This is a genomic window from Marinomonas sp. CT5, from assembly GCF_018336975.1.
Lineage (GTDB): Bacteria > Pseudomonadota > Gammaproteobacteria > Pseudomonadales > Marinomonadaceae > Marinomonas.
On the sequence record NZ_CP025572.1, the window covers coordinates 270,802 to 293,891 of the forward strand.

Here is a 23,090-nt window from a genome sequence, read left to right on the forward strand (position 1 = left end):
TTTAGAACCAGTAACCAAGAGCAAGATGAGTCAGGATCAACAAAGCGGCGCTGAGCATCACCAAGAAGGTCATCACCATGCCGCTTTGTCGATAAATGAGCGGCTCTTTTGGCTGACTTACACCGTAGGCGTGGGACAAGCGACCAAGATACAGCAACACGCCCATTATGTGGACTAATAAAGTGGAACCACCTGTAGTTTCGTACATCCAAATCAGCAATAAAGCATAGGGAACGTTTTCCGCGAAGTTACCATGTACGCGAATCGCTCTGGTCAACAGGGATTGCTCGCCATCACCAATACCCACTTTGTATTTTAAGCGCAACTTGATGACGCGAAAACTCAAGAAAATGTAGAGAAAAACCAGTAATGCCGCGTAAATAGGAGTGATCATTGAGAATCCTTATCTTAACTGAAGGTCTGTTATTGTTATGCACTCAGTGTTGAGAAAATTCCTAATTTTGTCCATGACTTTTTTAGTAAGAGCACTTTATTGATTCAGTTTAGCGAGAAAATATGATTATTTTTATGATTGAATGAAAAACCATATTTAAAATGAGGTTATAATGCTCGCAAAATTTCTATTCATGTGACAAAGGTAGTGAAAATATGAGTCTTCCAAATTGCCCAAAATGCGATTCTAGTTACGTCTACGAAGACCAAGCTATGCTGGTTTGCCCAGAGTGTGCCCACGAGTGGAACCCAAATGAAGTGGTTGTGGATGAAGATGCACTGATCATCAAAGATGCTGGCGGCAACCTTCTACAAGAAGGTGACAAAGTGACTCTAGCTAAGGATCTAAAAGTAAAAGGTTCTTCCCAAGTGTTAAAGATCGGCACAAAAGCTACGATTAAGCGCCTTGTTGATGGCGATCATGACATTGATTGCAAATTGGATGGCGGCGGCGACATGATGCTGAAATCTCAGTTTGTGAAAAAGTCTTCCGTTTAAGCCTTGCTGAATAAATACAGGCAGATAACACATTCCATGGTGTTATCTGCCTTTTTCTTTTCTCCTGATTAAATCCTTTTCACTCTAGTCGTTTTGCTACAACGATAAGCTCTTAACTTGGCAAAAGAGATATTGCCAATGAGCGTGCCAGTTAGAATCAATACTAGGGCAATACTTAAACCAAGTGTCCAATGTTCTCCAAATAGAGGAACGGCCAGTACACAGGCAAAGACTGGGACCAAGGCCATCAAACCGCCCATTTTTGTCGCCCCTAAAATATGCACAGCACGACTGTAAAAAACCATTTGAACAACAGTGGCCATGATGCCCTGATAAAATGCCTGCAGTCCGAGCATTTGCCATGATGCATTGCCTAAGTTATGAGGTAAGAAGAACACATAAACTGGCGCGAAGAGTACAGTAGTAACCGCGATAATACCCAGTGTCGCCTGCCAAGGTGCAAACTGCCAACGACGTAGTAAAACCGTAAACATCCCCCAAAATACACAGGCAATGATAAAGCTGATATCGCCGAACCAGTATGAACCGCCAGACAGCAAAGCTTCGGCGAATAAGGTCAAAATGCCGAGACTACTTACGACAATGCCAGTCCAAGAGGCCAACGTGTGACGCTCTCCTGCTAAAAAATACGCAAAAATGGCGATCATAATCGGCATTAATCCGGGCAAGAGTAATGCGGCATGAGTTGCTGGAGCGTATTGAAAACCATTATAAACGGACAGCGCATACGCCAGACCGCCGATGCAGCCTAAGGCAAACATACGCCATTGCAAAATCGTTTTTCGATGTAGCCAAATGAAGGGGAAAAACAGCACAAAGGCGGTGCCAAATCGCACTATCATCAAATCGGGTAAGGCTAAAGAACCTAGAATCCCAGCTTTAGACACCAAAATAAAGCCAGTCCAAATTACCACTGCGGCGAAAGCATAGAGCAAGCCTGAGGACGCTTTTGTGTTCGATTGACTCATTTTAGATCCTCTTTTCTTTATGTTTTTTACAGTATAGGATGAGATGTTTTTCATTAATAATGAATAATAAAGAACAAAACCTTCATTAAATATGAAAGAGTTGGCGGCATGGATATTTCAGATCTGATTGTTTTTAAGGCTGTGGTAGAACACAAAGGCGTTACCCGAGCGGCCGAGGCGTTGCATCGAGTGCCCTCGAATGTCACTGCACGACTGAAAAAGCTTGAGAGCGAGCTAAATGTCGATCTTTTCTTGCGCGAAAATAATCGCTTGTCTGTCACCTCGGCGGGGCTGCGGTTATTGGAATACACAGACAAAATTCTGCAATTACAAAAAAGTGCCATAGCTGAACTAACGCAAGCAGAACCATCGGGATTACTACGATTGGGTTCTATGGAAAGTAGTGCTGCTTCGCGATTACCGAATGTACTTTCCCGTTATCACGATACGTACCCTGCGGTCCAGATTGAACTGATGACCTCGGCTTCCATGCCGTTAATCGAGCGAGTACTGGAAGGGGAGTTGGATTTAGTTATGTCCGCTGATCCACCAGATGATCCAAGACTGTCTTGCGTGCACTGCTATGACGAAGAATTGGTGCTTATTATGCCCGCAGCTTGGGGTGAACAAACCGAGTTACCGGATTCGCTTACCATGGTTGGTTACAACAAAGGTTGTTCTTATCGGGGGCGATTAGAAGCTTGGCTCAAACGGCAAGAACGCACTTGCGAGCGCATTATAGAAATTCCCAGTTACTACACCATGATCAGTTGTGTGATTGCAGGAATGGGCATTGGCATGGTGCCGCGTTCACTCTTGTCCTTACATAAAGCCGAAGGTCTGGCTTTTCGAACGGTTGATCAGGACATCGCCCATGCGCCAACGTACTTGGTGTCCCGCAAAGACAATCCTTCAAGCGCGATCAGTGCGTTTGTCGAATGTACTTTAGGCTTATCGGAAAGTGTGTGAGAAATCCTAAAAGACTTTCACCATAATGGCTTTTTCGATCCCCTTATCATTTAGTTTGTGTACGACTTCAAATTCGTGTTTTACATACAGGCCAATGTTGTGTGTTTCGCACTGAAGGTACAGAGAAGAAATCCCGAGCTGGTGGGCGTGTTTTAACGTCTGGGCGAGAATAATATTTGAATAACCTCTGCCGCGCTTATCAGCGGGTACAAAAACGCCGCCTAACCAATACTGGTAGTTGGGAAAATCAGCGTGTTCATGGAATTTCAGCTCCGCGACAGCCAATAATTCATTACCATCATGCAACACAAAAGAGATGGGGAGCGATGACCTACTTTCCGCCATCTTGGCGACTTTTATTTCAATGTCTTCTAGTGATATTCCCTGCGTTAAATGCGCCCATTCCTCGAAATACCACTGAGCAATCGTCGGAATAAAGTGTTTCTCGTCAGCAAGGAAAGAGAGTTTCATGTGGTTAATAATCTGCTTATCCATTTCTATTCTTACTCGCTTCCTACATACATTTAATCTAACCGTTTTTCCGTGCATCTTGCTATTCTTTTCTGGATATAAGTGCTTTTTTTAGGAGGGCGAAATAGAGAAAAAGTGAAAAATAGCTTTGAGTTATAATTAAATGTGTGTTTAATAAAAACGTCATATTATGTCGTTACACACAAATGGAGAGTTTTTTATGGGAAAAATCACCGCATCTATTCTTGTCGCCTTACCACTATTGAGCAGTGTCACCTTTGCTGCTGAAGATACTCATTGTGCACCAAAAGAATACACTATGGCGCTACGTTATCAGCAGCAATCTGCCGAAGTGATGGCGCTTCAACTACAGGCCTATCAGTTTGCAACACAGCGTTTTATTCAGCTTTTAGCGAATCATCATTCTGATAAGAAACCTGCGGTGGTATTGGATCTTGATGAAACTGTGATCGATAACACGCCTTTATTGGTTAGAGATGTAAATAACTGTCACGATTACACTTCTTGGGATACTTGGAGTGATTGGGAGCAAAAAGGCGAGCCAACCTTGATTCCGGGAGCAAAAGATTTTATCGACTTTGTTACCCAGCAAGGTGTGAAAATATACTATATTTCGGACCGTTTTCAGGAGAACAAAGCCGACACGATTAAGACTTTGAAGAAGCTGAATGTTGCTCAAGTAAGTAGTGATAATGTGTTGCTGTATACCGAGTCGAAAGAAGCACGTCGTGATATCGTTCGAAAAGAGCACGATATTCTAATGTTGATTGGCGATAGCCTGCATGATTTTGCAGCAGAATTTAAAAACAAGAAATCAACAGAGTATCAGCGTGGATTGGTTGCCAAAGAAGCAGCCCATTTTGGTAACGACTGGATCGTGATGCCCAATGCCTCGTACGGTTCTTGGTCAAAGTCTGAGCTAAAAACGTGGAATGAAAACGCCGCAAAATAACGTGGAATAGAGCATAAAAAGCCAATACGAATTGCGGTTTGTATTGGCTGTTTATCGTGTTCGTCTTTTAGTAATGATAACGACACTGAACGATAAACAATTGGTTGCCATCGACTTTATAGACAAGTCTGTGTTCTCGATCTATACGGCGTGACCAATAGCCAGACCAGTTATGTTTTAGTGGTTCTGGGTCACCAAGTCCTTCAAAAGGTTGTCTAGAGACGTCTTTGATTAATGTATTTATGCGTTTTAACGTCTTCTTATCTTTCTGTTGCCAGTAGAGATAATCTTCCCATGCATTTTCAGCCCAAGATAAAATCATTCCTCAATCAGTTCCCTTATCTGTGTTTTGCCTGCTTCCACTTCGGCAATGGCTTCGTTTAAACGAGAAGCGTTTTTTGGACTTGCCATTAAATAGGCTGTTTCTTCATAAGCCTGGAAATCTTCCAAACTAATAAGTACGGCAGGCTTGCCTCCCTGACGAGTAATGAGAACGGGCTTATGATCGTCATTCACTTTATCAAGAGTGCTGGCAAGATTGGTTCTAAATGCTGAATAACTTAACGTATCCATAATATACTCCTTAAAGTAAGTACCTAAAATTGTACTTGTACTTATTTTTGTACGCAATGCTTTGTTTCTAACTTAATTGCAGGAACACAAAAAAAACCGCCATCTCGCTAAGCCAGATGGCGGTTTGTGTGATCGGTTCGGGTGTTGTTGAAGACTGATTCTTAGTTACGAATCAAGTAATCAAAAGCACCTAGTGCGGCGTTTGCACCAGAACCCATGGAGATGACAATTTGCTTGTAAGGCGCGGTGGTCACATCACCAGCGGCAAATACACCTGGGATAGAGGTTTCGCCATGAGCATTAACGATGATTTCACCACGGTTGCTCAGCTCCAATGTTTCCTTCAAGAACTCACTGTTTGGCACCAAGCCAATCTGTACGAAGATGCCGGCCACGTCGACAAGGTGAGACTCGTCGGTTAATCGATCTGTGTATTTTAGGCCGATTACTCGTTGTCCATCTCCCATGACTTCTGTGGTCATCGCGTTTTTGATGATGGTGACATTTGGCAAGGATTGCGCTTTTTTAACCAAAACATCGTCGGCACGTAAGGTGTCACTAAATTCCAGTACGGTCACGTGCTCTGTGATGCCAGCAAGGTCGATTGCGGCTTCAATGCCTGAGTTACCACCACCGATAACGGCTGTCTTTTTGCCTTTGAACAATGGACCATCACAGTGTGGGCAGTAAGCAACACCCTTGTTACGGTATTCTTGTTCACCTGGCACATTCATTTCTCTCCAGCGTGCTCCCGTTGCTAAGACCACAGATTTACTTTGTAGAATGGCACCGTTTTCCAATTCCACTTCGATGAATTCTTTCTTTTCGAGGCGAACGGCTTTTTGCAATTTCATTAGATCCACATCGTAATCTAGTACGTGTTGCTCAAGACCTGCGACCAATTTTGGACCGTCTGTGGCTTTGACGGAAATAAAGTTTTCAATGGCCATGGTATCACTGACTTGACCACCAAAACGTTCTGCCACGACACCTGTGCGGATGCCTTTACGAGCGGCGTAAATAGCGGCGGCTGCGCCAGCTGGACCACCACCAACAACCAACATGTCGTAGGGCGCTTTTTCAGCCAATGCGGCGGCTTGTTTGTCAGCGGCGCCAGTGTCTACTTTGTTAACGATTTCCGCCAATGTCATGCGACCTTGGCCGAATAATTCGCCATTTAGGTACACAGAAGGCACGGCCATGATGTTGCGCTCGTTCACTTCGTCTTGGAACATGGAACCGTCGATCATGGTCGCGGTGATGTTAGGGTTTAGTACCGCCATTAGGTTGACGGCTTGCACAACGTCTGGACAGTTGTGGCATGAGAGGGAAATGTACACCTCGAAATTTAATTTAGAGTCCAGAGACTTAATTTGCTCTAGAGTTTCTTGCGCGGCTTTTGATGGGTGGCCGCCAGCTTGTAAAAGTGCGAGGACGAGAGAAGTAAACTCGTGACCCATTGGGATGCCAGCAAAGCTCACTCGTGGTGTCTCTCCCTTTGGCGCAATAGCCATCAAAGGTGCACGACCAGTCGAATGTTCATTGACTGTTAATGTAATTTTGTCGCTTTTTAGCTCGGTGATTTCACGAGCCAATTCAAGTAATTCGTTTGATTTTGCAGAGCCGTTTGTAGACACAGTAATTTCAATCGGATTAACGATATTCTGCAGGTATGTGTCCAACTGCTGTTTTAAATTTGCTTCTAACATGATGATGAAACCTGTATATGATTGAGTGATTGACTGTGCTGAGAATAAAAAGGGGTCAGGTGTGACCCCTTTATCGTTCTTTGTTCGACAGTTTAGATTTTGCCAACTAGGTCTAGAGAAGGAGTCAGTGTTTCTTCACCTTCTTTCCATTTCGCTGGGCAAACTTCCCCTGGGTGAGCAGCAACGTATTGTGCGGCTTTGACTTTGCGAAGTAGGTCTTGAGCATCACGACCAATACCTTCTGCAGTGATTTCCATTGCTTGGATTGTGCCTTCTGGATCGATCAAGAAAGTTGCGCGGTCTGCAAGACCTTGGCCTTCACGCATTACACCGAAGTTGTTAGTGATGTTGCCTGTTTGATCGCCAACCATGTAGTACTGGATTTTGCCGATGGTGTCAGAGCTTGCGTGCCATGCTTTGTGTGTGAAGTGTGTGTCTGTAGAGACAGAGAATACTTCTACACCGCGAGATTGAAGTTCAGCGTAGTTGTCTGCCACATCGCCTAGTTCAGTTGGGCATACGAAAGTGAAGTCAGCTGGGTAGAAGAAGAATACGGCCCATTTGCCTAGCACGTCTTTTTCAGAAATTTCTACGAATTCGCCGTTTTTAAAAGCCGTTGCATTGAATGGTTTGATTTGCGTGTTGATCATTGTGTTTCTCCTAATATGTGTTTGAGTGCGTTACCAACAGGACTCATATTAGGGAAAACGGGTTTATTAATAAAATTGTTAATAACTAAAGTTTTAATTGTTAAAAACTATTTAGGATTAAGTCTTCCTCTCTATCAGGGTATTGTTGTCGAATGGACTCGATTTGGGAGTGCAACGTTTTTAGGATGGGGACTAAATCTGGATCAAAGTGAGTACCTGAATTTTCTTCGATATAAGCCAGCGAATCTTCTAAGGTCCAAGCTTCTTTATAGGGACGTTTTGACATCAATGCATCGAGTACATCGGCAATAGCGACAATGCGACCTTCTAGGGGGATTTCTTCACCTTTTAAACCATTTGGATAACCGCTACCATCCCATTTCTCATGATGGGTGAGGGCGATGGTTTTGGCTATCTGCAACATTGGATCGTCGTCTTCTGCCAGTATTTCGCCACCATATACGGTGTGCAGTTTCATGGTTTCCCACTCTTCTGGTGTGAGCTTTCCGGGTTTTAAAAGAATGGCGTCAGATATACCGATTTTACCCACATCGTGCATGGGAGCCGCTTGAAAAATGAAATTAACCCATTCTTCATTGCCACCATATGCTTGGGCAAGCATACGTGCATAATGACTCATGCGGATAACGTGAGCGCCCGTTTCATTGTCTTTGAACTCTACCGCGCGACCAAGGTGATGGATAATACGAAGCTGGCTGGCTTGTAGGGCTTTGGTGCGGTCATCGACTTTTTTCTGTAGTTGTCTATTTTGATCGTACAGCGCAAGGTGTGTGCGGACTCTGGCGCGAACGATGGGTGGGCTAATGGGTTTGATGATGTAGTCTACCGCACCTAAAGAGAGCCCTTTTTCTTCGTCTTTGATATCGTGCTTGGCGGTCACGAAAATGACTGGAATCGTAGCGGTAACAGGGTTGTTTTTTAGTTGTTGGCAGACATCATATCCATCCATTTCTGGCATCATGACGTCGAGTAAAATAATGTCTGGGCGAGGTGCGAGAGAAGCAATGGCCAATGCCTTTTTGCCATTCAGTGCCACTTGGATGGTGTATTCATCAGATAAAGAAGCGACCAATACATCAATGTTTTCGGGTGTATCATCCACAATGAGAACGGTTGGTTTCTCTAACCATTTTGATGTTCTAGATTGCTCAAGCGTCGTTTCTATCATGATGTCTACTTCTCATGCTCTTCCAAATAGTGTGTAAGCTTCGCTAAGTGTGTCGCAGCCAGATCAAAATCATAAATTTTTAGTGCAGCAATGATTTTTGTCATTACGGCATGAATGTCTTTATCGGCGATATTTGTAAGCAATGTTTGTGCTAAAGACAGTGCCTCTACTTCATTTCTATCGATATAAGTTATTAATGTTTGTATATGGCTTCTCAATTCACTTGCTTCCATCACTGGTGCTGTCAGCAAGCCATCATCTCTAGTAGGTTTGATTGCGCTACGCCACGCCCTAAGCTCACTTAAGATGATATTTAAGTCTTGCTCTACAGATATCAGTATAGGCGTTATATTGTTATTTTTTTCTTCAAAGGCTTTTTCTAGTTTTTCTGCTGAGACGGCGAGCTCGGTCATGCCTAATGTTGCAGCGTTGCCTTTGAGTGTATGCGCAAGTCTATTGGCCAATACGAGATCGTTCTCTTTCATGGCTGCTTTACATTCATCGATGAAGGACGCATGTGTTTTTAAGAAGCGTTTTAATAATCGAGTATAAAGCGGTTTTGTTAATGTTCTTGCTAAGCCTAGTTCTGCATCAATATGAATGCTGTTTGGGAGTTCTGCGTCGTCTGTTTTGTTGTCTGGAGCTGTGATTGGTAAGGCGGCACTAGTTTTGATGATAGGCTTTATCCAAGTGCGTAAAGTTGTAAACATGGTTTCAAAGTGAATCGGCTTGGCAATATGATCGTTCATACCCGATGCTTTTGCGTATTTGATGTCTTCGGCCATGACATTGGCTGTCATGGCAATAATCGGAATATCTTGATATTGCTTCATGGATCGAATTTTTTGGGTGGCGGTATAGCCATCCATGACCGGCATTTGGCAGTCCATTAAAATGCAATCGAAGAGATCCGATCCCAGTAAATCTATGGCTTCTTGCCCATTTGTTGCTGAGGTAAATAGTATTCCGTTGCGTGACAGTATTTCTTCAGCCAGTTCGCGGTTAATTTCGTTGTCTTCGACTAGCAAAACCTTTGCTCCTGCCAGTTCGTCGGAGAAGGAGATATCATGGCTATCAATAGGATGATTAATGACAGAAGCGGATTGTGGGCCGCATAGTTGAATGATTTGATCAAACAAACTTGACGTTGTAACGGGTTTGGTCAAATAGGCAGAGATTGGTAATCCTTCACCTGCTTTACGTGCCTCTTCTAGTCTATAGGCTGTCACCATGATAATGCTCAGAGGGGTGTCATCGGAGGTTTCATTTAGGATTGCTTTGCAAGTGTCTATGCCGTCTAAGTCTGGCATTTTCCAGTCGATGAACATAAGTGGATAAGGCTGAGAGGCGGCTTTAAGAGAGGCAATGTATTTAATGGCTTCTCGACCATGGCTAAAAGATCGACAGTTGAGTCCGAGTGCTTCGACGCTGGCCTTTAAGACTTCTCTTGCACTGTCATTATCATCTACGATCATCACTTGGTTCAAATTGGCATGCGTGTTTAAAGTATATGAATGTGAGATGCTTTCTGTGGATTCAAAATTTACCGTAAAGTGAAAAGTGCTGCCTTTATTTTCTTCACTCTCTACCCAAATTTTCCCCCCCATTAACTGAATGAGTCGTTTTGATATGGCAAGTCCAAGGCCTGTGCCACCGAAGCGTCGGGTGGTTGAGGTATCGGCTTGTGAGAAAGATTGAAAGAGGTTGCTTTGTTTGTCTTGGCTGATGCCTATTCCGGTGTCTTGAACCGAGAAGTGAATGGTGTTTTCTTGCTGATCTTGTTTGGAATATGAGACATGAATAATAATTTCACCCTGCTGAGTGAATTTAACTGCATTGTTCCCGAGATTGAGCAAGATTTGGCGTAATCTGGTGGGATCTCCGATCACTTGCTGAGGCACATCTGCATCAATGTCTATGATGAGTTCTAGACCCTTTTCTTCGATTTTTAGCTCAAGTACATGGGCCACTTTGTGGATGAGGCTGGGTAGCATAAAGGGCACATTTTCAATATCCATTTTGCGCGCTTCAATTTTTGAAAAATCCAAAATGTCATTAATAATATGCAAAAGAGACTCAGCTGAGTGACTGACTTTTTCTATATAACCGCGTTGTTTATTATTTAACTCAGTTTGGAGCGCTAATGATGACATGCCAATAATCGAGTTCATTGGCGTACGAATTTCATGGCTCATATTGGCAAGGAATTCGCTTTTGGCTTGGTTGGCGTTTTCGGCGGCTTCTTTTGCGCTTTGCAGCTCTTTTGTTTGCAAGGCAATATCGTTTTCTAATTTTTCTTTATACTGCGCAAGTGATTGCTGTGACATGAATTTTTCTGTCACATCGCGCCAAGAAATAATGGTGGCGGGATGGTTGTTAAACGCAATTGATAAAATGATCATGTCGGCGTAGATGCGTTCGCCGTCTGGACGCTGAAACACCCATTCTGTTCTGATATTTCCGTACATGTCCACCTGTTCGAAGTGATGCTTCAAGCAGGAAGAAGATAATGTTCCGTCGGTTTGTTTGTTTGGTGAAATATCGCCTATCTCTTTGCCTAATAGCGATTCTTTTTTTGGGTAGTTAAGTGTTTGAACGGCGGCGTCATTACAATCCACTATTTTTTGGTCGATGAGAATCCAGACAGGATCGGGTGTTACTTCAAACATAGAGCGAAAACGTTCTTCACTTTCTATAAAGCTGGATAGTTGGCGGGTGACCCGACGAGAAATTGCCCAAGCCAATAGTAATAAGATGGTAATGGATATACCGCTAATCCAAAGAATGCGTGATTTAACTTGCGATAATTGATCTTCGATTTTTTGGTCTAAATTTTTGGAGTTGAGTTGGACGAAACTACCAATTTGATCCACTAGTCGAGGTAAAGGTGAAAAGGTCTTTTCGAGTAAGTTGATAAGTTCGAGCTTTTCTTCCTCAAGTAAAATGTGTTCTACACGTTCTTCAAATAGGCCATCACCGCCTAATTTGATGACCTGCTCAGTATTGTCAAAAAAATACCCTTTGCCGAACAAGGTTTCGCCTAGCTCAATTCGTACTTGCTGAAGTTTTATGGCCGCTTCTGGATGGATTTTTGCAGACTCAGCAATAACGTAATCAAGGCGGTCTAAAGATGACTTGATTTGATTGTCTTTGAGGTCCGTAATGACACTCAATGAGTTCGAGGCGATCATTACATTGAGCGCGACTTCAAGTGTGTTGATGTCTTCCATCGCGGTATTAAGAGCGGACTCCAGTCGTGACAAGCGTAACTTTAAATACTCTTCAGAAAGCTGTTTACGTTTTTCATATTTAGAGGTGTTGTATTGATAAATTAAGAAGTTTTCTTGTAGCCGATTTTTCCCCGTTATGGAATGAATTAAACTTTTTAATTGTTTTAAATCGTCCAGCGCTTTGCCTTGAAAATTAAGCTGTTTTTCATCTGAGTAATGTTTATATCGGCGGTCGTACCAGTCTGTAATGAGTAATGTAGTTTCTAATATCGCAAAACCATGGTCTGACAATTGAGCGCTGAAATATTGTGTTTGTTCATTGTTAGAGTCTGCTTCCAGCGTTTCAATGGCTTGGTAGTAAGAGTAAATATTAAATTTATCGTTTGCAGCGGGGTCTGACCCTTCAAATAAGGCTTGGCGTAATTTGCCACGATAGGCTGGCACAATTTCTCTCAGCTCTGCTGACGCATTCAATAATTTGGTTTGTTGTGCTCTAAGATCCAATCTTTGCTTGGTGAGTTCTTGTAAGGTTATGGTTAATATTGCTGCGCCGACGATAGAAGAGATCAAGGCGACGAAGGCCAAAAGCCACACCAAAGGAGAAATAGATAAGTGATGTCTGTCTAATATCATCATAATTAGGATCTACTGTTGTTTCTCGTCTAATCGCTGCTCACTGAATGTCTGCGTAAGGTCGTGTTTGTAACTTACCCTTGTTGATAAACTGTACCCAAATATGTTGTTTTTTTTGGTTTAAAATGAACAGTTCGTTTTGTTTCTGTGTATCATTACTATCTCGTAAAAGTTCTTTTAAGCTGCTTTCAATCTCGTCACTGGTGGGGAGATCTTTTAATGGCAACAGTGCTTGTCCAACTGTGAGAGCATTGATGTAGCCTTCTAGTTGTATCGTTGTTGGAGGAGCCATGTCCCCAAAACGTGCCATATCCTCTTTTAACTGTTTGATAATAGGGGAAGTTGAATCAATCAGCGAAGGCGTAGTTTGCGTGATTAATATCTTTGCTTCTGTATCGCTTGTTTGTGCTTGTATTGCCTCAAGCCCTGTAAATGAAAAAGCAGCAAAAAGAGGTGAAATACCAAAGTGCTCAAGTTGTTTTATAAAATTAGCACTAGTGCCATAAGTGCTGACCAAAATAATAGCTTTTGGAATGGGAAAAACTCCCAAAACATCGGCTACAGAGTGGTTTACCTCATTACTATTACGTTGATGTCTAATCTGCAGTATTGATGTTGGGTCCTTAAGACCAACGCTTAGCAATGCATCTATTGTGCTTGCTAATCCGGCATCACCGTAACTGTCTTTCTGTGCGAAAATCGCAATTTCATTCGGTTTAATACCAAAATCATTTATTAATAGATTAACTAAATAATAGGCTTCTTCGGTATAACTTACCCGAGTATTGAAAATAAAAGGCGATGCTCTTTCTGCTCTAAGAGATAGTGCGCCAGAGAACGGTGATATAAGCGGTATATCGTATTTGGATAAGACACTCAGAGAAGCAAGATTCGTCGGAGTACCAACACTCCCCAACATGGCTTTTACCCCGTAATCCTGAATAAGCTTAGTGACTTGTGATGGCGTTCGGCTTGGCTCATAGCCATCGTCTAATGGAATTAGCGATAGTGAATAGTTAAGTTTTTTGCTGTCGTTGATGTGTTTAAACCCCAGCTCTAGGCCTCTTACCAGCTGAGTTCCAGTCAAAGCATTTGGGCCTGTTAATGGTCCAGTAAAACCAAAGCGTAGTTCAGATGAGTGAGCAGCTTCACCTATTAAAACAAGGGACAGAGTTAAACAAGTGATGATTTTTAATATCATAAACAGATTTCATCCCACCAATGAAAAAGTAAAACAGGTGAGTCATCAGTCTAAGATAAAAAAACAGGAATGGAACGAAAGTTTGGTAAGTAAATGTCAAAGCTGGTAATCCAGCTTTGCATAGACAAATAAGTATCAACGCCACTGGGCAAGTCGTGCCATTTGTAAATGACGTTCTTGCTCGGCTTGGTCCACGGTAATGGGTGTGAATTGGATAATATTTCCCGGTTTTTGTTGCGCCAGAATACTGCCGCCAATGCGAGTCACACAGCCCATTTTTGGGTAGCCGCCGATGGTTTGTCTGTCTTGTAGTAAGACAATTGGCTGGCCATCTTTGGGGATTTGAATGGCGCCATAAGCAATACCTTCGGAGATGATGCCTTTTAAGTTACTATGGACTTCTTGTCCTTCTAAGCGATAGCCCATACGGTCCGAGTTGGACGACACTGTGTAATCGCTAGAGAAAAAATGAGCGCGTTCCAACGTGGAAAATGACTGGTACTGATAACCTAGAATGACCGGAATTTCTTTGTTGCCATAATTAGGAATTGCCAAATGAGGTACCGATCTTTTTTCATGATGCGGGTTTGCTTGATAGGGTAACAGGTCGCCTTTTTGCAATTTGTCGCCTTTGCCAGTTAATCCGCCAATCTGTTCACGGACTACCGTCGCCACACTGCCTAACGCGGGTTCACAAAGGAAACCGCCTTTTACCGCGAGGTAAGCACGCAGTCCCCAAACTGGCTGCTGGAAAGCTAAAATATCGCCTTTTTTAATGGCGTAGCTTTGCCAAGGCATGATGCTTTTATCATTCAGTGTTGCCGCTAGATCCGCTCCGGTAATCGCAATGCTGGTATCCGCTTGTGCTTCCACTGTGAACATACCAAAAGTAATTTCTACTTGGGCGTCATTGTCTTGGTTGTCTAGCAATGCATTGCCCCAGCGGAAGGCGACTTCATCCATTGGCCCGCCAGTAGTTAAACCAATAGATTGATGACCATGACGCCCTAGGTCTTGAATCAGTGCTAATAAACCAGGTTTGATTACTTTAAAAGCCATCGAGTTGACCTCCTTGCTCTAAGAATTCATCTCGAGAAATGGACTCGAATCGAACGGAATCTCCCATGGCGATGAGCGCAAGGTTTTTGCTGCTCCAATCAATTAAATTGACGGGCGTACGACCAATGATTTGCCAACCGCCAGGCGTCACACTCGGATAGACCGCGGTTTGATTTTCCGCCAAGGCCACACTGCCAATCGGCACTTTTAGGCGCGGTGTGGTTTTTCTTGGGACATGAAGCTCGTCTGGTGTATTCCCTAAAAAGGCGAATCCAGGTGTAAAACCAATGGCGTAGGCACGATAGGTTGTTTCGCTATGTCGTTTAATCACTTCGTCTAGGCTTAACTTACAATGGTTGGCAACGTCTTCGATATCTGGCCCGACTTCCTTACCGTAATACACTGGAATTACTACTTCGCGCTGGTCTGTACTCGAAAAGTTATTGGGATCAATGTTTTCTATGGTCTGGCGAATGGTTTTAAAAATAGCAAAGCGATCATAATGGTCGTCGTCAAACACCACTAACAGCGTGGTGTAAGAAGGCACCAGATCGACAATGCCCGACAGTTTCGCCAAATGCTGGGTGACCTGAGCAATGTAATTAGAGGTTGCTTCACTAATGACCTGACTAAAGGTCAGCAAGCAGGCCTGATTGCTGACCATTTCTAGGTTGGGGAAATCTTCACGGCTCATGATTTAATTCGTGTTTGCTTTAGTTGGTTGAGAAAGTTTTAGTCTATCCACTAAAGAGCGAATACGAGTTACTGCATCTACTGCATGAGCGCCATCACCATGAACACAAATGGTATCCGCATGAATCGCAAGCTGCTTTCCAGAAGTGGTAGTTAAGGAGCCCGTTTCGCACAATTGTTCGACTTGCTTTTCGATCAAATCGAAGCTGGCGTGTACGGCATTTGGCTCTTTTCTTGGCGTCAGTCTGCCTTCGTCCGTGTATAAACGATCGGAGAAGGCTTCGAACCAAACATGGATATCGTATTGCTTCGCCATTTGCTTGATTTCTGGGGCTTCGGGCACGGCCATGACCATCAGTGGCAGGGTGGCATCTAGCTCGCTCACCGCTTGCATTACCGTTTCTAACACCGAGAAGTCTGCCATCATGGTGTTGTATAAAGCGCCATGAGGTTTGACGTAATCCACTTGCGTGTTTTGGCTTTCACAAATGCCTTTTAACGCGCCAATTTGATATTGGATTAAGGCTTTTAATTCCGCTGGTGCGATGTCCATATTACGACGGCCAAATCCGACTAAATCTGGGTAGGCCGGATGGGCGCCAATGGTGACATTATGCTGTTTTGCCAGAGCAACGGTTTTAGCCATAGTGAGCGGATCCGAAGCATGAAAGCCACAGGCAATGTTGGCTTGATCGATGAAAGGCATGATTTGATCGTCCAAACCCATTTGCCAAGCGCCGAAAGCTTCACCCATATCGCAATTTAATTTCATGATTGTTTCCTTCTCTGCCTAGTTCTGAGACATGGTCATTGGTAAATAGGTCACGATTTCAGGGAATATACTGATTAATAGAATCGCAAGACCGATCAATAAGAAAAATGGTAGCGCCGCTTTTGCCACATACAAAATATTTTTTCCTGTTAGTGACTGAATCACAAAGAGGTTGAAGCCCACAGGCGGTGTGATTTGCGACATTTCTACTACTAATACGATGAATATACCAAACCACAACAGGTCAATATTAGCCGCTTGTACCATGGGTAAAATAACAGCCACAGTCAATACAACGACAGAAATACCATCCAAAAAACAGCCTAAAATCACGAACAATACGGTGAGATATAAGATAAGCTCCATAGGAGATAAAGACATGCCTGAAATCCACAAAGCTAATGCTTTAGGAATGCCTAAAAAGCCCATAGCGAGCGTCAGAAAGTGCGCACCGACCAAGATAAAGCCAATCATACAAGAGCTTTTTACGGCGCCTAATAAGCTGTCCATAAAGCTATGACGACTTAATGAGCCAGTAAAAGCAGCGAGTATCAAAGCGCCTGCCACACCAATGGCCGCGGCTTCCGTTGGTGTGGTAATGCCACCGTAGATAGACCCTAAAACAAAACCAATTAATCCAACAACGGGTAATAATTTGCGCAAACCTTTGATACGCGCTGACCAGCTGGTTTCATGGTCAACTGTTTTAGGCAATTCACTTTTGTGTAGATGTCCCCAGATCATGGTGAAGCCCATAAATAGGGTAACCAGTAGCAATCCTGGTAGCGCGCCAGCAATAAATAAACGAGCGATGGAAACTTCAGCTGCCACACCGTAAACAATTAAGATAATGGAAGGGGGAATTAATAATCCCAATGTACCTGATCCCGCCAAGGTGCCGATGGCCATGCGGTCGCTGTAACCTTGTTTACGAAGTTCTGGTAACGTCATACGCCCGATGGTGGCAGCGGTTGCAGCAGAAGAACCAGACACCGCAGCAAAAATCCCACAGCTCAGAATATTCACATGTAATAATTTACCTGGAACGCCGCCTAGCCAAGGAGATAATCCTTTAAATAAGTCTTCAGACAGACGCGTACGAAATAGCACTTCACCCATCCAAATAAACAAGGGCAGAGCGGTAAGTGACCAAGCGGTACTCGCTCCCCAGCTCGATGTCGCAAAAAGCAAATCGACTTGATAGTTCTCTGAAAGAATTAAGCCCAAGCCGCCAATAACAATAAGCGTAAAAGACACCCAAACACCCAAAGACAAAAGCGCCAGCATGGCAAATGCTAACAATATAGAAATCCACATCATATCCATTAGATTTCCTCCAAAGATAAAGCATCTTCTTGTTCACTATAGGTGGGTGTTTTGCCACGTAGCACTGTGATTAGGGCATCTAAAATGGCCAGCGTCAGCGCAATTACGCCAATAGCGACAGGTAATTGAGGAATCCACAGAGGAATCGGTATGTAACCATAGGAGACTTCCTCATAAATATAAGACTCGTACACCATGTAACAGCAGGCGTAAGACAAAAAGCAAAGTAGTCCGAAGGATAAGATGAGAATCACGCCTTCTTGTATCTTTCTTGGTACTGGTGAAAATCGTTGAATCAGCAAGGTGACTCGAATATGCCCCCCTTCACGAAAGGTATAAGCCAACCCAAGAAAGGTCGATGCCGCCAGAGCGTAGCCTGCGAAATCTTCCGCAGAAGGCACGATAAACCCGAATAAACGACCAACGATTTGTGCTAATAAAAGCAAGGTAATAATCACAATGCACAAACCGGACAACAGGCCAGAACAGAGGTAAAGTTTTTCTTTGAATTGGCTCATAATGTTCACTTTTTTGAAGAACAAATGGTGACCCCCGCCCAGCCTCCTCCTTAGCTGGGGGAGGCGCTATTTCGATGCCCTCTCAATATTCAAAGAGAGAGCTTGGGCGGTGGAAGAGGCTTAGTTTTGGTAACGCGTCAGAATCTCACCCACTTCTTTAGGTGCTTCCGCTTTCCATTCTTCCGTCATGGTTTTACCAATGGCTTGCAATTCTTTTAACAACTCTGGAGACGGATCTGTTACCGTCATGCCGTTGGCGGCGAGTGTGGCTTTATCTTTCGCTGCACGCTCAGCTACCTTGGTCCAACCAGCCGCTTCCGCATTTTTGGCTGCATCCAGTATTACTTGTTGGGTTGCTTTATCTAATCGACGGAAAGAGCGTTTATTTACCACAACAATATTTTTAGGAATCCACGCTTTAACATCTGTGTAATAGTTTACGTAGTCCCAAGCTTGGCTATCTACCCCCGTCGATGGCGATGTAATCATGGCTTGAATAATGCCAGTACTAAAGGCTTGAGGGATATCAGGTACTTGGATGGTCGTTGGCGTTGTGCCCATTAAATCAGCTAGACGTGATGTGGATGGGCTGTAAGCTCGCATTTTTGTTCCTGCTAAATCCGCTAGAGTATTCACAGGTTCTTTGCTGTATAGACTCTGTGCAGGCCATGCTACAGCATAAAGTAGCATCATGCCGTCTTTATCAAGTTGTTTTGTGACTGATGGTTTAGCCGCTTCCCACAGCTTTTTAGCGTCTTTAAAAGTCGTCGCTAAAAAAGGAATATTGTCGTGTTTGTATATCGGATTTTCATTCCCTAGGATGCCAAGGAAAACTTCGCCTATTTGTACCTGTCCAGATTTTACAGAGCGAGGAATCTCGGTGTGTTTAACTAAAGAGCCAGCAGAATGAACCGTAATATCAAGCTCACCCTTAGTGTTGTCTTTGATTTCTTGAGCGAAAGTATAAGCAATTTGAGTTGGTAAGTTGCCATCACCATAAGGCGTTGGCATGTGCCACTTTTCAGCAAAGCTAGCTGTTGAGGTTAGGCCGCCAATAGCGACGCTACTAATGAGTAATGCATTGGTTAATTTTGACATAGTGCTCGTTCCTATTGTTAAAAGTTATTCATTTCTTATTATCAATGGCGAGTAGTTTTACCCGCTCCATTTCATTCAAGGCTCCGTAAAGCTATAGAACAGCGAGATCCGTATCTAAAATGTCCGTCACAAGCATCTTCCCTGGTGCGTGTGTAATGCAAATGGGTGGCTTGGCGTTGCGAATTGCCACTTGTGGCGTGACGCCACATGCCCAAAATACTGGGACTTCTCCCTCTTTAATTCTCACTGCATCGCCATAATCAGGTCGTTTCAAATCGGCAATGCCAATCTCTTGTGGTGAGCCAAAGTGTAGCGGTGCGCCGTGGGCTTTTGGAAAGCGTGTGGTGATTTGAATTGCACGAATGGCATCTTTTGGTACATAAGGACGCATGGTGACCACTGTGTTACCGAAAAAACGACCAGCAGGTACTGTGGCAATATTGGTTTCAAACATAGAAACGTTGACGTCTTCTTCTATATTTCTTGGGGTGAGTCCGGCTTGGGATAGGGCGTGTTCAAATGAAAACGAACAGCCTAAGACAAACGCCACCATATCGTCTTGCCATAACTCTTCGATATCGGAGCGGCTTTCGACTTTTTCGCCATTGCGGTAAACATAATATTCAGGGATGTCATGGCGCATATCGATGTCATCACCAAGTTCTGGCATTCTAAAATCACCTACTTCGGAGACGCCAATTAATGGGCAAGACACAGGGTTTTTCTGGCAATAGAGCAAAAACTCATTTGCCCAGTCTGCTGGCAAAATAACCACATTACCTTGCATCGCGCCTTTTGCAAGACCGCTGGTAACACCGGTATGTGCTTTGCTGCGGATTGCTTGGCGCAATTCGGAGGTTTGCTGCAGTAATGGTAATGGCGCTTGCTTCATCGGTGTGTTCCTTATTTTTGCCACAATGTGTTTTATTAAGAGTAGTGCTAGCTCGAGTGAAAAGTCTAATCGTGTTTTTTTGGGGGATTTGATTAATTTTTTTTATCAAATACAGGCGTGAGATTATTCTTCCTTTGACGCCATGCTTCAAGCGGGGTAATTTTCTACGATAAATTAAGGTGTTATCAGGCTGGTAATTTGTTCATTAAACACCGAAAACCTCTAGTAGCGAGCGAATATATGACCCAATCCACTTCATCGACTTTTGCATGGCAGAATCGCGAACTGATCACTCACTGGAACAAAGCTTTAGATACTGTTGAAACTAAAGGGGCAGCGGTGTTTACCGAGCTTTTTGACTATGTTGAGCCTCAGCAAGGTCCATTAAATGGAGCCATTATTTCGATTAAAGATTTATTTCAGGTTCAAGGCTATAAGACTCAAGCTGGGTCAGTCTTTCTTGATGATAGCCTTGCTCAAGAAGATGCCGAAGCGGTGGTGGCGTTAAGAAAAGCTGGGGCGAGTTTGTTCGGTCACACCAATATGACTGAGTTGGCGTACTCTGGGTTGGGGCTGAACCCCCATTATGGGACGCCAGACAACCCGATAAATTCGGGTCGAATTACGGGTGGATCGACCAGTGGCGGTGCTGCGTCGGTTGCTTTGGGAGTGGCGGATGGCGCGTTGGGTACAGACACGGGGGGGTCCTTGCGCATTCCAGCGGCGTTTTGTGGCTTGACCGGTTTTAAGCCCTCACAACAAACGGTTTCTCGAGAAGGCTGTTTGCCTTTGTCAAATTCATTGGACTCTGTTGGCCCGATTGCAAAAACGGCCGCAGAATGTGAGCTACTTTGGCAAGTGATGTCAGGTAGTGCGCTTGTGTCAGAAGTGGAGAAAAGCGCCGCCGCTGATGCGTTTCGTATTGTGGTGCCAACTAACTTTGGTATGAATGATTTGGATCCCTTGGTTGAAGACGGTTTTGCGGCGAAGTTGGCTCAGCTAGAAGCCGCCGGCATCACCATTGAACATCGTTTTATTGAGGCTCTGGAGTCCTACAAAAACTTACCAGTTTGGCAATTTTCTGCTTTTGAATGTCAGACTTTTTATGGCAAAAATTATGATCTAGATAACGCCAAGATTGATCCACGCGTCGCATCACGTATTGCCCGAGCAAAAACCATTAATGACGAAGCGTTTAAGCAGACTCAGGCCGCTCGCGAAGCCTTTATTCAGCAAATGGCAAACGATGAGCCTAATACGCTGATTTTATTGCCGACGGTGGCGGTCGTTGCTCCGAAATTCTCGGATTTGGAGCAAGATGCCGATTATGACCGACTTAATCTATTGTGTTTGCGTAATACGTCTCTGGCCAATGTATTAAACGGTTGCAGCATATCGTTGCCCTTTTCATTTAAACAAGAGCCGATGGGGCTGATGTTAACCGCAGCTAATGGTCAGGATCAGGCATTGCTTAGATTGGCGAAAAAATGGCAAGCCATTCTTAGTCGGTAGTTATTGAGCTTGCTTCTTGCTGTATTCCTGTGCGGCGATGACGGCAAGATCGGTGGCTACTTCAGCAATCGGGTTGAATGGCTCATCAGAATAAGACGCGGTAAAAGTGAGGTCATTTGGCGTCCAGACCGCTCTAATTTTTCGTAAGGTTCCTGCTTCCAACTCTTTGTTAATCATGATGTTTGGCAATGTAGAAATACCAACAGCATCAATGGCCAAGCTACGACACGCGGCTAATGATGTGGAGGCAAAAAAATGTGCTGGAGGCCCATCTAGTTCACGGAATTTTTGATTGATTTCCACATAGGGTTTGGTGGCGCGCGCGTAGGTAATGATGGGCCATTTTGCCAACTCTTCTAGATACAATAATCTATCTGGCAGCTCAAGGTTTGGACTAGCGACCCAAGATAAAGAAAAGGTGCATAGCTCTCTATTCACTATATTGGGTTCGGAAATCGGTCCCATTAACAGCCCTAGATCTAATGATCTATCTTTTATTCCATTGCTTAAATTTGATGTGATATCGACGGTCATCTCCACATCAAGATTAGGCATATCTTTATTGAGACGTGATAGAAAATCAGGTAACCAAGTATTCACGATCGTTTCTGAAACGCCCAATCGTAATATGCCTGAATAGGCGGCTGAAAGGCCTGCTCGCTTGCGTAATTGCTCGGTTTGAAAAAGAATTTTTTCCACGTAGGGGAGCAATTCTTTGCCTTTTGATGTCAACATAATCGGGCTTGAGCCACCTTCGCGTTCGAACAATTTGACCCCGAGCTCAGCCTCTAACCCAGAAATTCGAGCGGAGATAGCAGGCTGAGTGGTGTGAAGTCGCTCTGCAGCCTTGCGAAAATTACCTAATGAGGCAACCCAGACAAAAGTTTCTAGGCGTTTGTAATTCATGTAGCAACCCTAATTAAGTAGATATTGCGTAAAAGAGTATAAGGCAGATGAAGTTTCGGCAATCTTTTCGTTAAGTCATATCTGAGTAATAGGAGTGCTACACAGCTTGCGGTATGCTGTGAACAATTTTATAGGATCATTGTTAACATGAATAAATTGATTAAATTATTGCTTAAAGGGTTAGCAGCGGTTTTACCGATTGGTTTAACTGTGTATCTGATCTATTGGTTGTTGGCGACCGGTGAAGCAATTGCTCAGCCGTTATTGTTATGGCTAATCCCTAATGCTTTTTATTTCCCAGGGCTGGGGTTGCTTGCCAGTCTAGCATTATTGGTCCTTACCGGATTTTTAGTGAACTTATATGGTTTTCGTTATTTAGTAAAATTAAGTCACAATATTTTTGAGCGTATTCCGTTAGTGAAGTCGATCTATGGTGCTATCAAAGACATGATGATGGTATTCAATTTAGCGGAAAAGAAAGAAATGAAGAGCGTAGTATCCATTGAATGGAATGGCGCGCAAGTGATTGGTTTTATTACCGGTGAGCAAACAGGACAACAATTGTTTAAAGATCAGGATTTAGTTGGCGTTTATGTGCCTTTGAGCTATCAAATTGGAGGGATGACGCTCTATATTTCTCGTGATCGTTTGACCGAATTGGATATTGGTGTCGAAGAGGCTATGCGTCTTGCCTTGACAGCCGGAGTACAGAGTAGAGTGAAATAATAGTCGTCAATATTAGGATCTCTGTTTTGTTCGCTGTATCATTTGCTGAT

Annotated in this window: 23 protein-coding genes; 5 read left to right on the top strand and 18 right to left on the bottom strand. The window is 43.7% G+C overall.

What is annotated here, in order from left to right; all coding sequences use genetic code 11:
• Position 1 precedes the first annotated feature (1 nt).
• A complete protein-coding gene (locus C0J08_RS01255; protein ID WP_212654335.1) occupies positions 2-394 on the bottom strand; it encodes an MAPEG family protein in 393 nt (130 codons plus the stop codon).
• Between the two features lie 215 nt (positions 395-609).
• On the opposite strand from C0J08_RS01255, the gene C0J08_RS01260 reads away from it, so the two are divergent.
• Positions 610-951 carry a zinc ribbon domain-containing protein YjdM gene (locus C0J08_RS01260; protein ID WP_212654336.1) on the top strand — a complete coding sequence of 114 codons (342 nt, stop codon included), beginning with the start codon at positions 610-612 and terminating at the stop codon, positions 949-951.
• 68 nt (positions 952-1,019) lie between these two features.
• Here the strand turns inward: C0J08_RS01260 and C0J08_RS01265 are convergent, their stop codons facing one another.
• Positions 1,020-1,940 (bottom strand): DMT family transporter, encoded by a 921-nt coding sequence (locus tag C0J08_RS01265; protein WP_212654337.1) that lies wholly within the window; start codon positions 1,938-1,940, stop codon positions 1,020-1,022.
• Between the two features lie 108 nt (positions 1,941-2,048).
• On the opposite strand from C0J08_RS01265, the gene C0J08_RS01270 reads away from it, so the two are divergent.
• A complete protein-coding gene (locus C0J08_RS01270) occupies positions 2,049-2,909 on the top strand; it encodes a LysR substrate-binding domain-containing protein (RefSeq protein WP_212654338.1) in 861 nt (286 codons plus the stop codon).
• Positions 2,910-2,915: 6 nt separating this feature from the next.
• On the opposite strand, the gene C0J08_RS01275 is transcribed toward C0J08_RS01270, so the two are convergent.
• Positions 2,916-3,404 carry a GNAT family N-acetyltransferase gene (locus tag C0J08_RS01275; RefSeq protein WP_212654339.1) on the bottom strand — a complete coding sequence of 163 codons (489 nt, stop codon included), beginning with the start codon at positions 3,402-3,404 and terminating at the stop codon, positions 2,916-2,918.
• A gap of 196 nt (positions 3,405-3,600) precedes the next feature.
• Between C0J08_RS01275 and C0J08_RS01280 the strand changes: the two genes are divergently transcribed.
• A complete protein-coding gene (locus C0J08_RS01280; RefSeq protein WP_212654340.1) occupies positions 3,601-4,353 on the top strand; it encodes a 5'-nucleotidase, lipoprotein e(P4) family in 753 nt (250 codons plus the stop codon).
• A gap of 67 nt (positions 4,354-4,420) precedes the next feature.
• Here C0J08_RS01280 and C0J08_RS01285 read toward each other — a convergent pair whose 3' ends face one another.
• From C0J08_RS01285 to C0J08_RS01350, 14 genes are all read right to left on the bottom strand, one after another.
• A complete protein-coding gene (locus C0J08_RS01285; protein WP_212654341.1) occupies positions 4,421-4,675 on the bottom strand; it encodes a Txe/YoeB family addiction module toxin in 255 nt (84 codons plus the stop codon).
• Positions 4,672-4,926 carry a type II toxin-antitoxin system Phd/YefM family antitoxin gene (locus C0J08_RS01290; RefSeq protein ID WP_212654342.1) on the bottom strand — a complete coding sequence of 85 codons (255 nt, stop codon included), beginning with the start codon at positions 4,924-4,926 and terminating at the stop codon, positions 4,672-4,674. Before C0J08_RS01290 ends, C0J08_RS01285 begins: the two co-directional genes overlap by 4 nt.
• A gap of 161 nt (positions 4,927-5,087) precedes the next feature.
• Complete coding sequence (gene ahpF, locus C0J08_RS01295; RefSeq protein ID WP_212654343.1) at positions 5,088-6,635, bottom strand: alkyl hydroperoxide reductase subunit F; 1,548 nt, start codon at positions 6,633-6,635, stop codon at positions 5,088-5,090.
• A 92-nt stretch (positions 6,636-6,727) separates the two neighbouring features.
• Positions 6,728-7,285, bottom strand: a complete 558-nt coding sequence (ahpC, locus tag C0J08_RS01300; RefSeq protein WP_110574617.1) for an alkyl hydroperoxide reductase subunit C — start codon at positions 7,283-7,285, stop codon at positions 6,728-6,730.
• A gap of 100 nt (positions 7,286-7,385) precedes the next feature.
• Positions 7,386-8,474 (bottom strand): response regulator, encoded by a 1,089-nt coding sequence (locus C0J08_RS01305; protein WP_212654344.1) that lies wholly within the window; start codon positions 8,472-8,474, stop codon positions 7,386-7,388.
• 5 nt (positions 8,475-8,479) lie between these two features.
• Positions 8,480-12,340: a response regulator gene (locus tag C0J08_RS01310; protein WP_212654345.1), complete on the bottom strand. Its 3,861-nt coding sequence runs from the start codon at positions 12,338-12,340 to the stop codon at positions 8,480-8,482.
• 37 nt (positions 12,341-12,377) lie between these two features.
• Positions 12,378-13,538, bottom strand: a complete 1,161-nt coding sequence (locus tag C0J08_RS01315) for an ABC transporter substrate-binding protein (RefSeq protein ID WP_212654346.1) — start codon at positions 13,536-13,538, stop codon at positions 12,378-12,380.
• A 135-nt stretch (positions 13,539-13,673) separates the two neighbouring features.
• Entirely contained in the window at positions 13,674-14,597 is a 924-nt protein-coding gene (locus tag C0J08_RS01320) for a 5-oxoprolinase subunit C family protein (RefSeq protein ID WP_212654347.1), read from the bottom strand.
• Positions 14,587-15,291, bottom strand: a complete 705-nt coding sequence (gene pxpB, locus C0J08_RS01325; RefSeq protein WP_212654348.1) for a 5-oxoprolinase subunit PxpB — start codon at positions 15,289-15,291, stop codon at positions 14,587-14,589. The genes C0J08_RS01320 and pxpB overlap by 11 nt, the downstream gene beginning before the upstream one ends.
• Before the next feature lie 3 nt (positions 15,292-15,294).
• Positions 15,295-16,062: a 5-oxoprolinase subunit PxpA gene (locus tag C0J08_RS01330; protein WP_212654349.1), complete on the bottom strand. Its 768-nt coding sequence runs from the start codon at positions 16,060-16,062 to the stop codon at positions 15,295-15,297.
• Between the two features lie 18 nt (positions 16,063-16,080).
• On the bottom strand, positions 16,081-17,388 hold the full coding sequence (locus C0J08_RS01335) for a TRAP transporter large permease (protein WP_212654350.1): 1,308 nt from the start codon (positions 17,386-17,388) through the stop codon (positions 16,081-16,083).
• Positions 17,388-17,906: a TRAP transporter small permease gene (locus tag C0J08_RS01340; RefSeq protein WP_212654351.1), complete on the bottom strand. Its 519-nt coding sequence runs from the start codon at positions 17,904-17,906 to the stop codon at positions 17,388-17,390. The genes C0J08_RS01335 and C0J08_RS01340 overlap by 1 nt, the downstream gene beginning before the upstream one ends.
• Before the next feature lie 120 nt (positions 17,907-18,026).
• Positions 18,027-19,004 (bottom strand): TRAP transporter substrate-binding protein, encoded by a 978-nt coding sequence (locus C0J08_RS01345; RefSeq protein ID WP_212654352.1) that lies wholly within the window; start codon positions 19,002-19,004, stop codon positions 18,027-18,029.
• A 91-nt stretch (positions 19,005-19,095) separates the two neighbouring features.
• Positions 19,096-19,896: a putative hydro-lyase gene (locus C0J08_RS01350; protein WP_212654353.1), complete on the bottom strand. Its 801-nt coding sequence runs from the start codon at positions 19,894-19,896 to the stop codon at positions 19,096-19,098.
• Between the two features lie 240 nt (positions 19,897-20,136).
• On the opposite strand from C0J08_RS01350, the gene C0J08_RS01355 reads away from it, so the two are divergent.
• Entirely contained in the window at positions 20,137-21,408 is a 1,272-nt protein-coding gene (locus tag C0J08_RS01355) for an amidase family protein (RefSeq protein ID WP_212654354.1), read from the top strand.
• Here C0J08_RS01355 and C0J08_RS01360 read toward each other — a convergent pair whose 3' ends face one another.
• On the bottom strand, positions 21,409-22,314 hold the full coding sequence (locus C0J08_RS01360; RefSeq protein WP_212654355.1) for a LysR family transcriptional regulator: 906 nt from the start codon (positions 22,312-22,314) through the stop codon (positions 21,409-21,411). It lies immediately after the preceding gene.
• Between the two features lie 147 nt (positions 22,315-22,461).
• Between C0J08_RS01360 and C0J08_RS01365 the strand changes: the two genes are divergently transcribed.
• Positions 22,462-23,040, top strand: a complete 579-nt coding sequence (locus C0J08_RS01365) for a DUF502 domain-containing protein (RefSeq protein WP_212654356.1) — start codon at positions 22,462-22,464, stop codon at positions 23,038-23,040.
• The last annotated feature ends 50 nt before the right edge of the window (positions 23,041-23,090 follow it).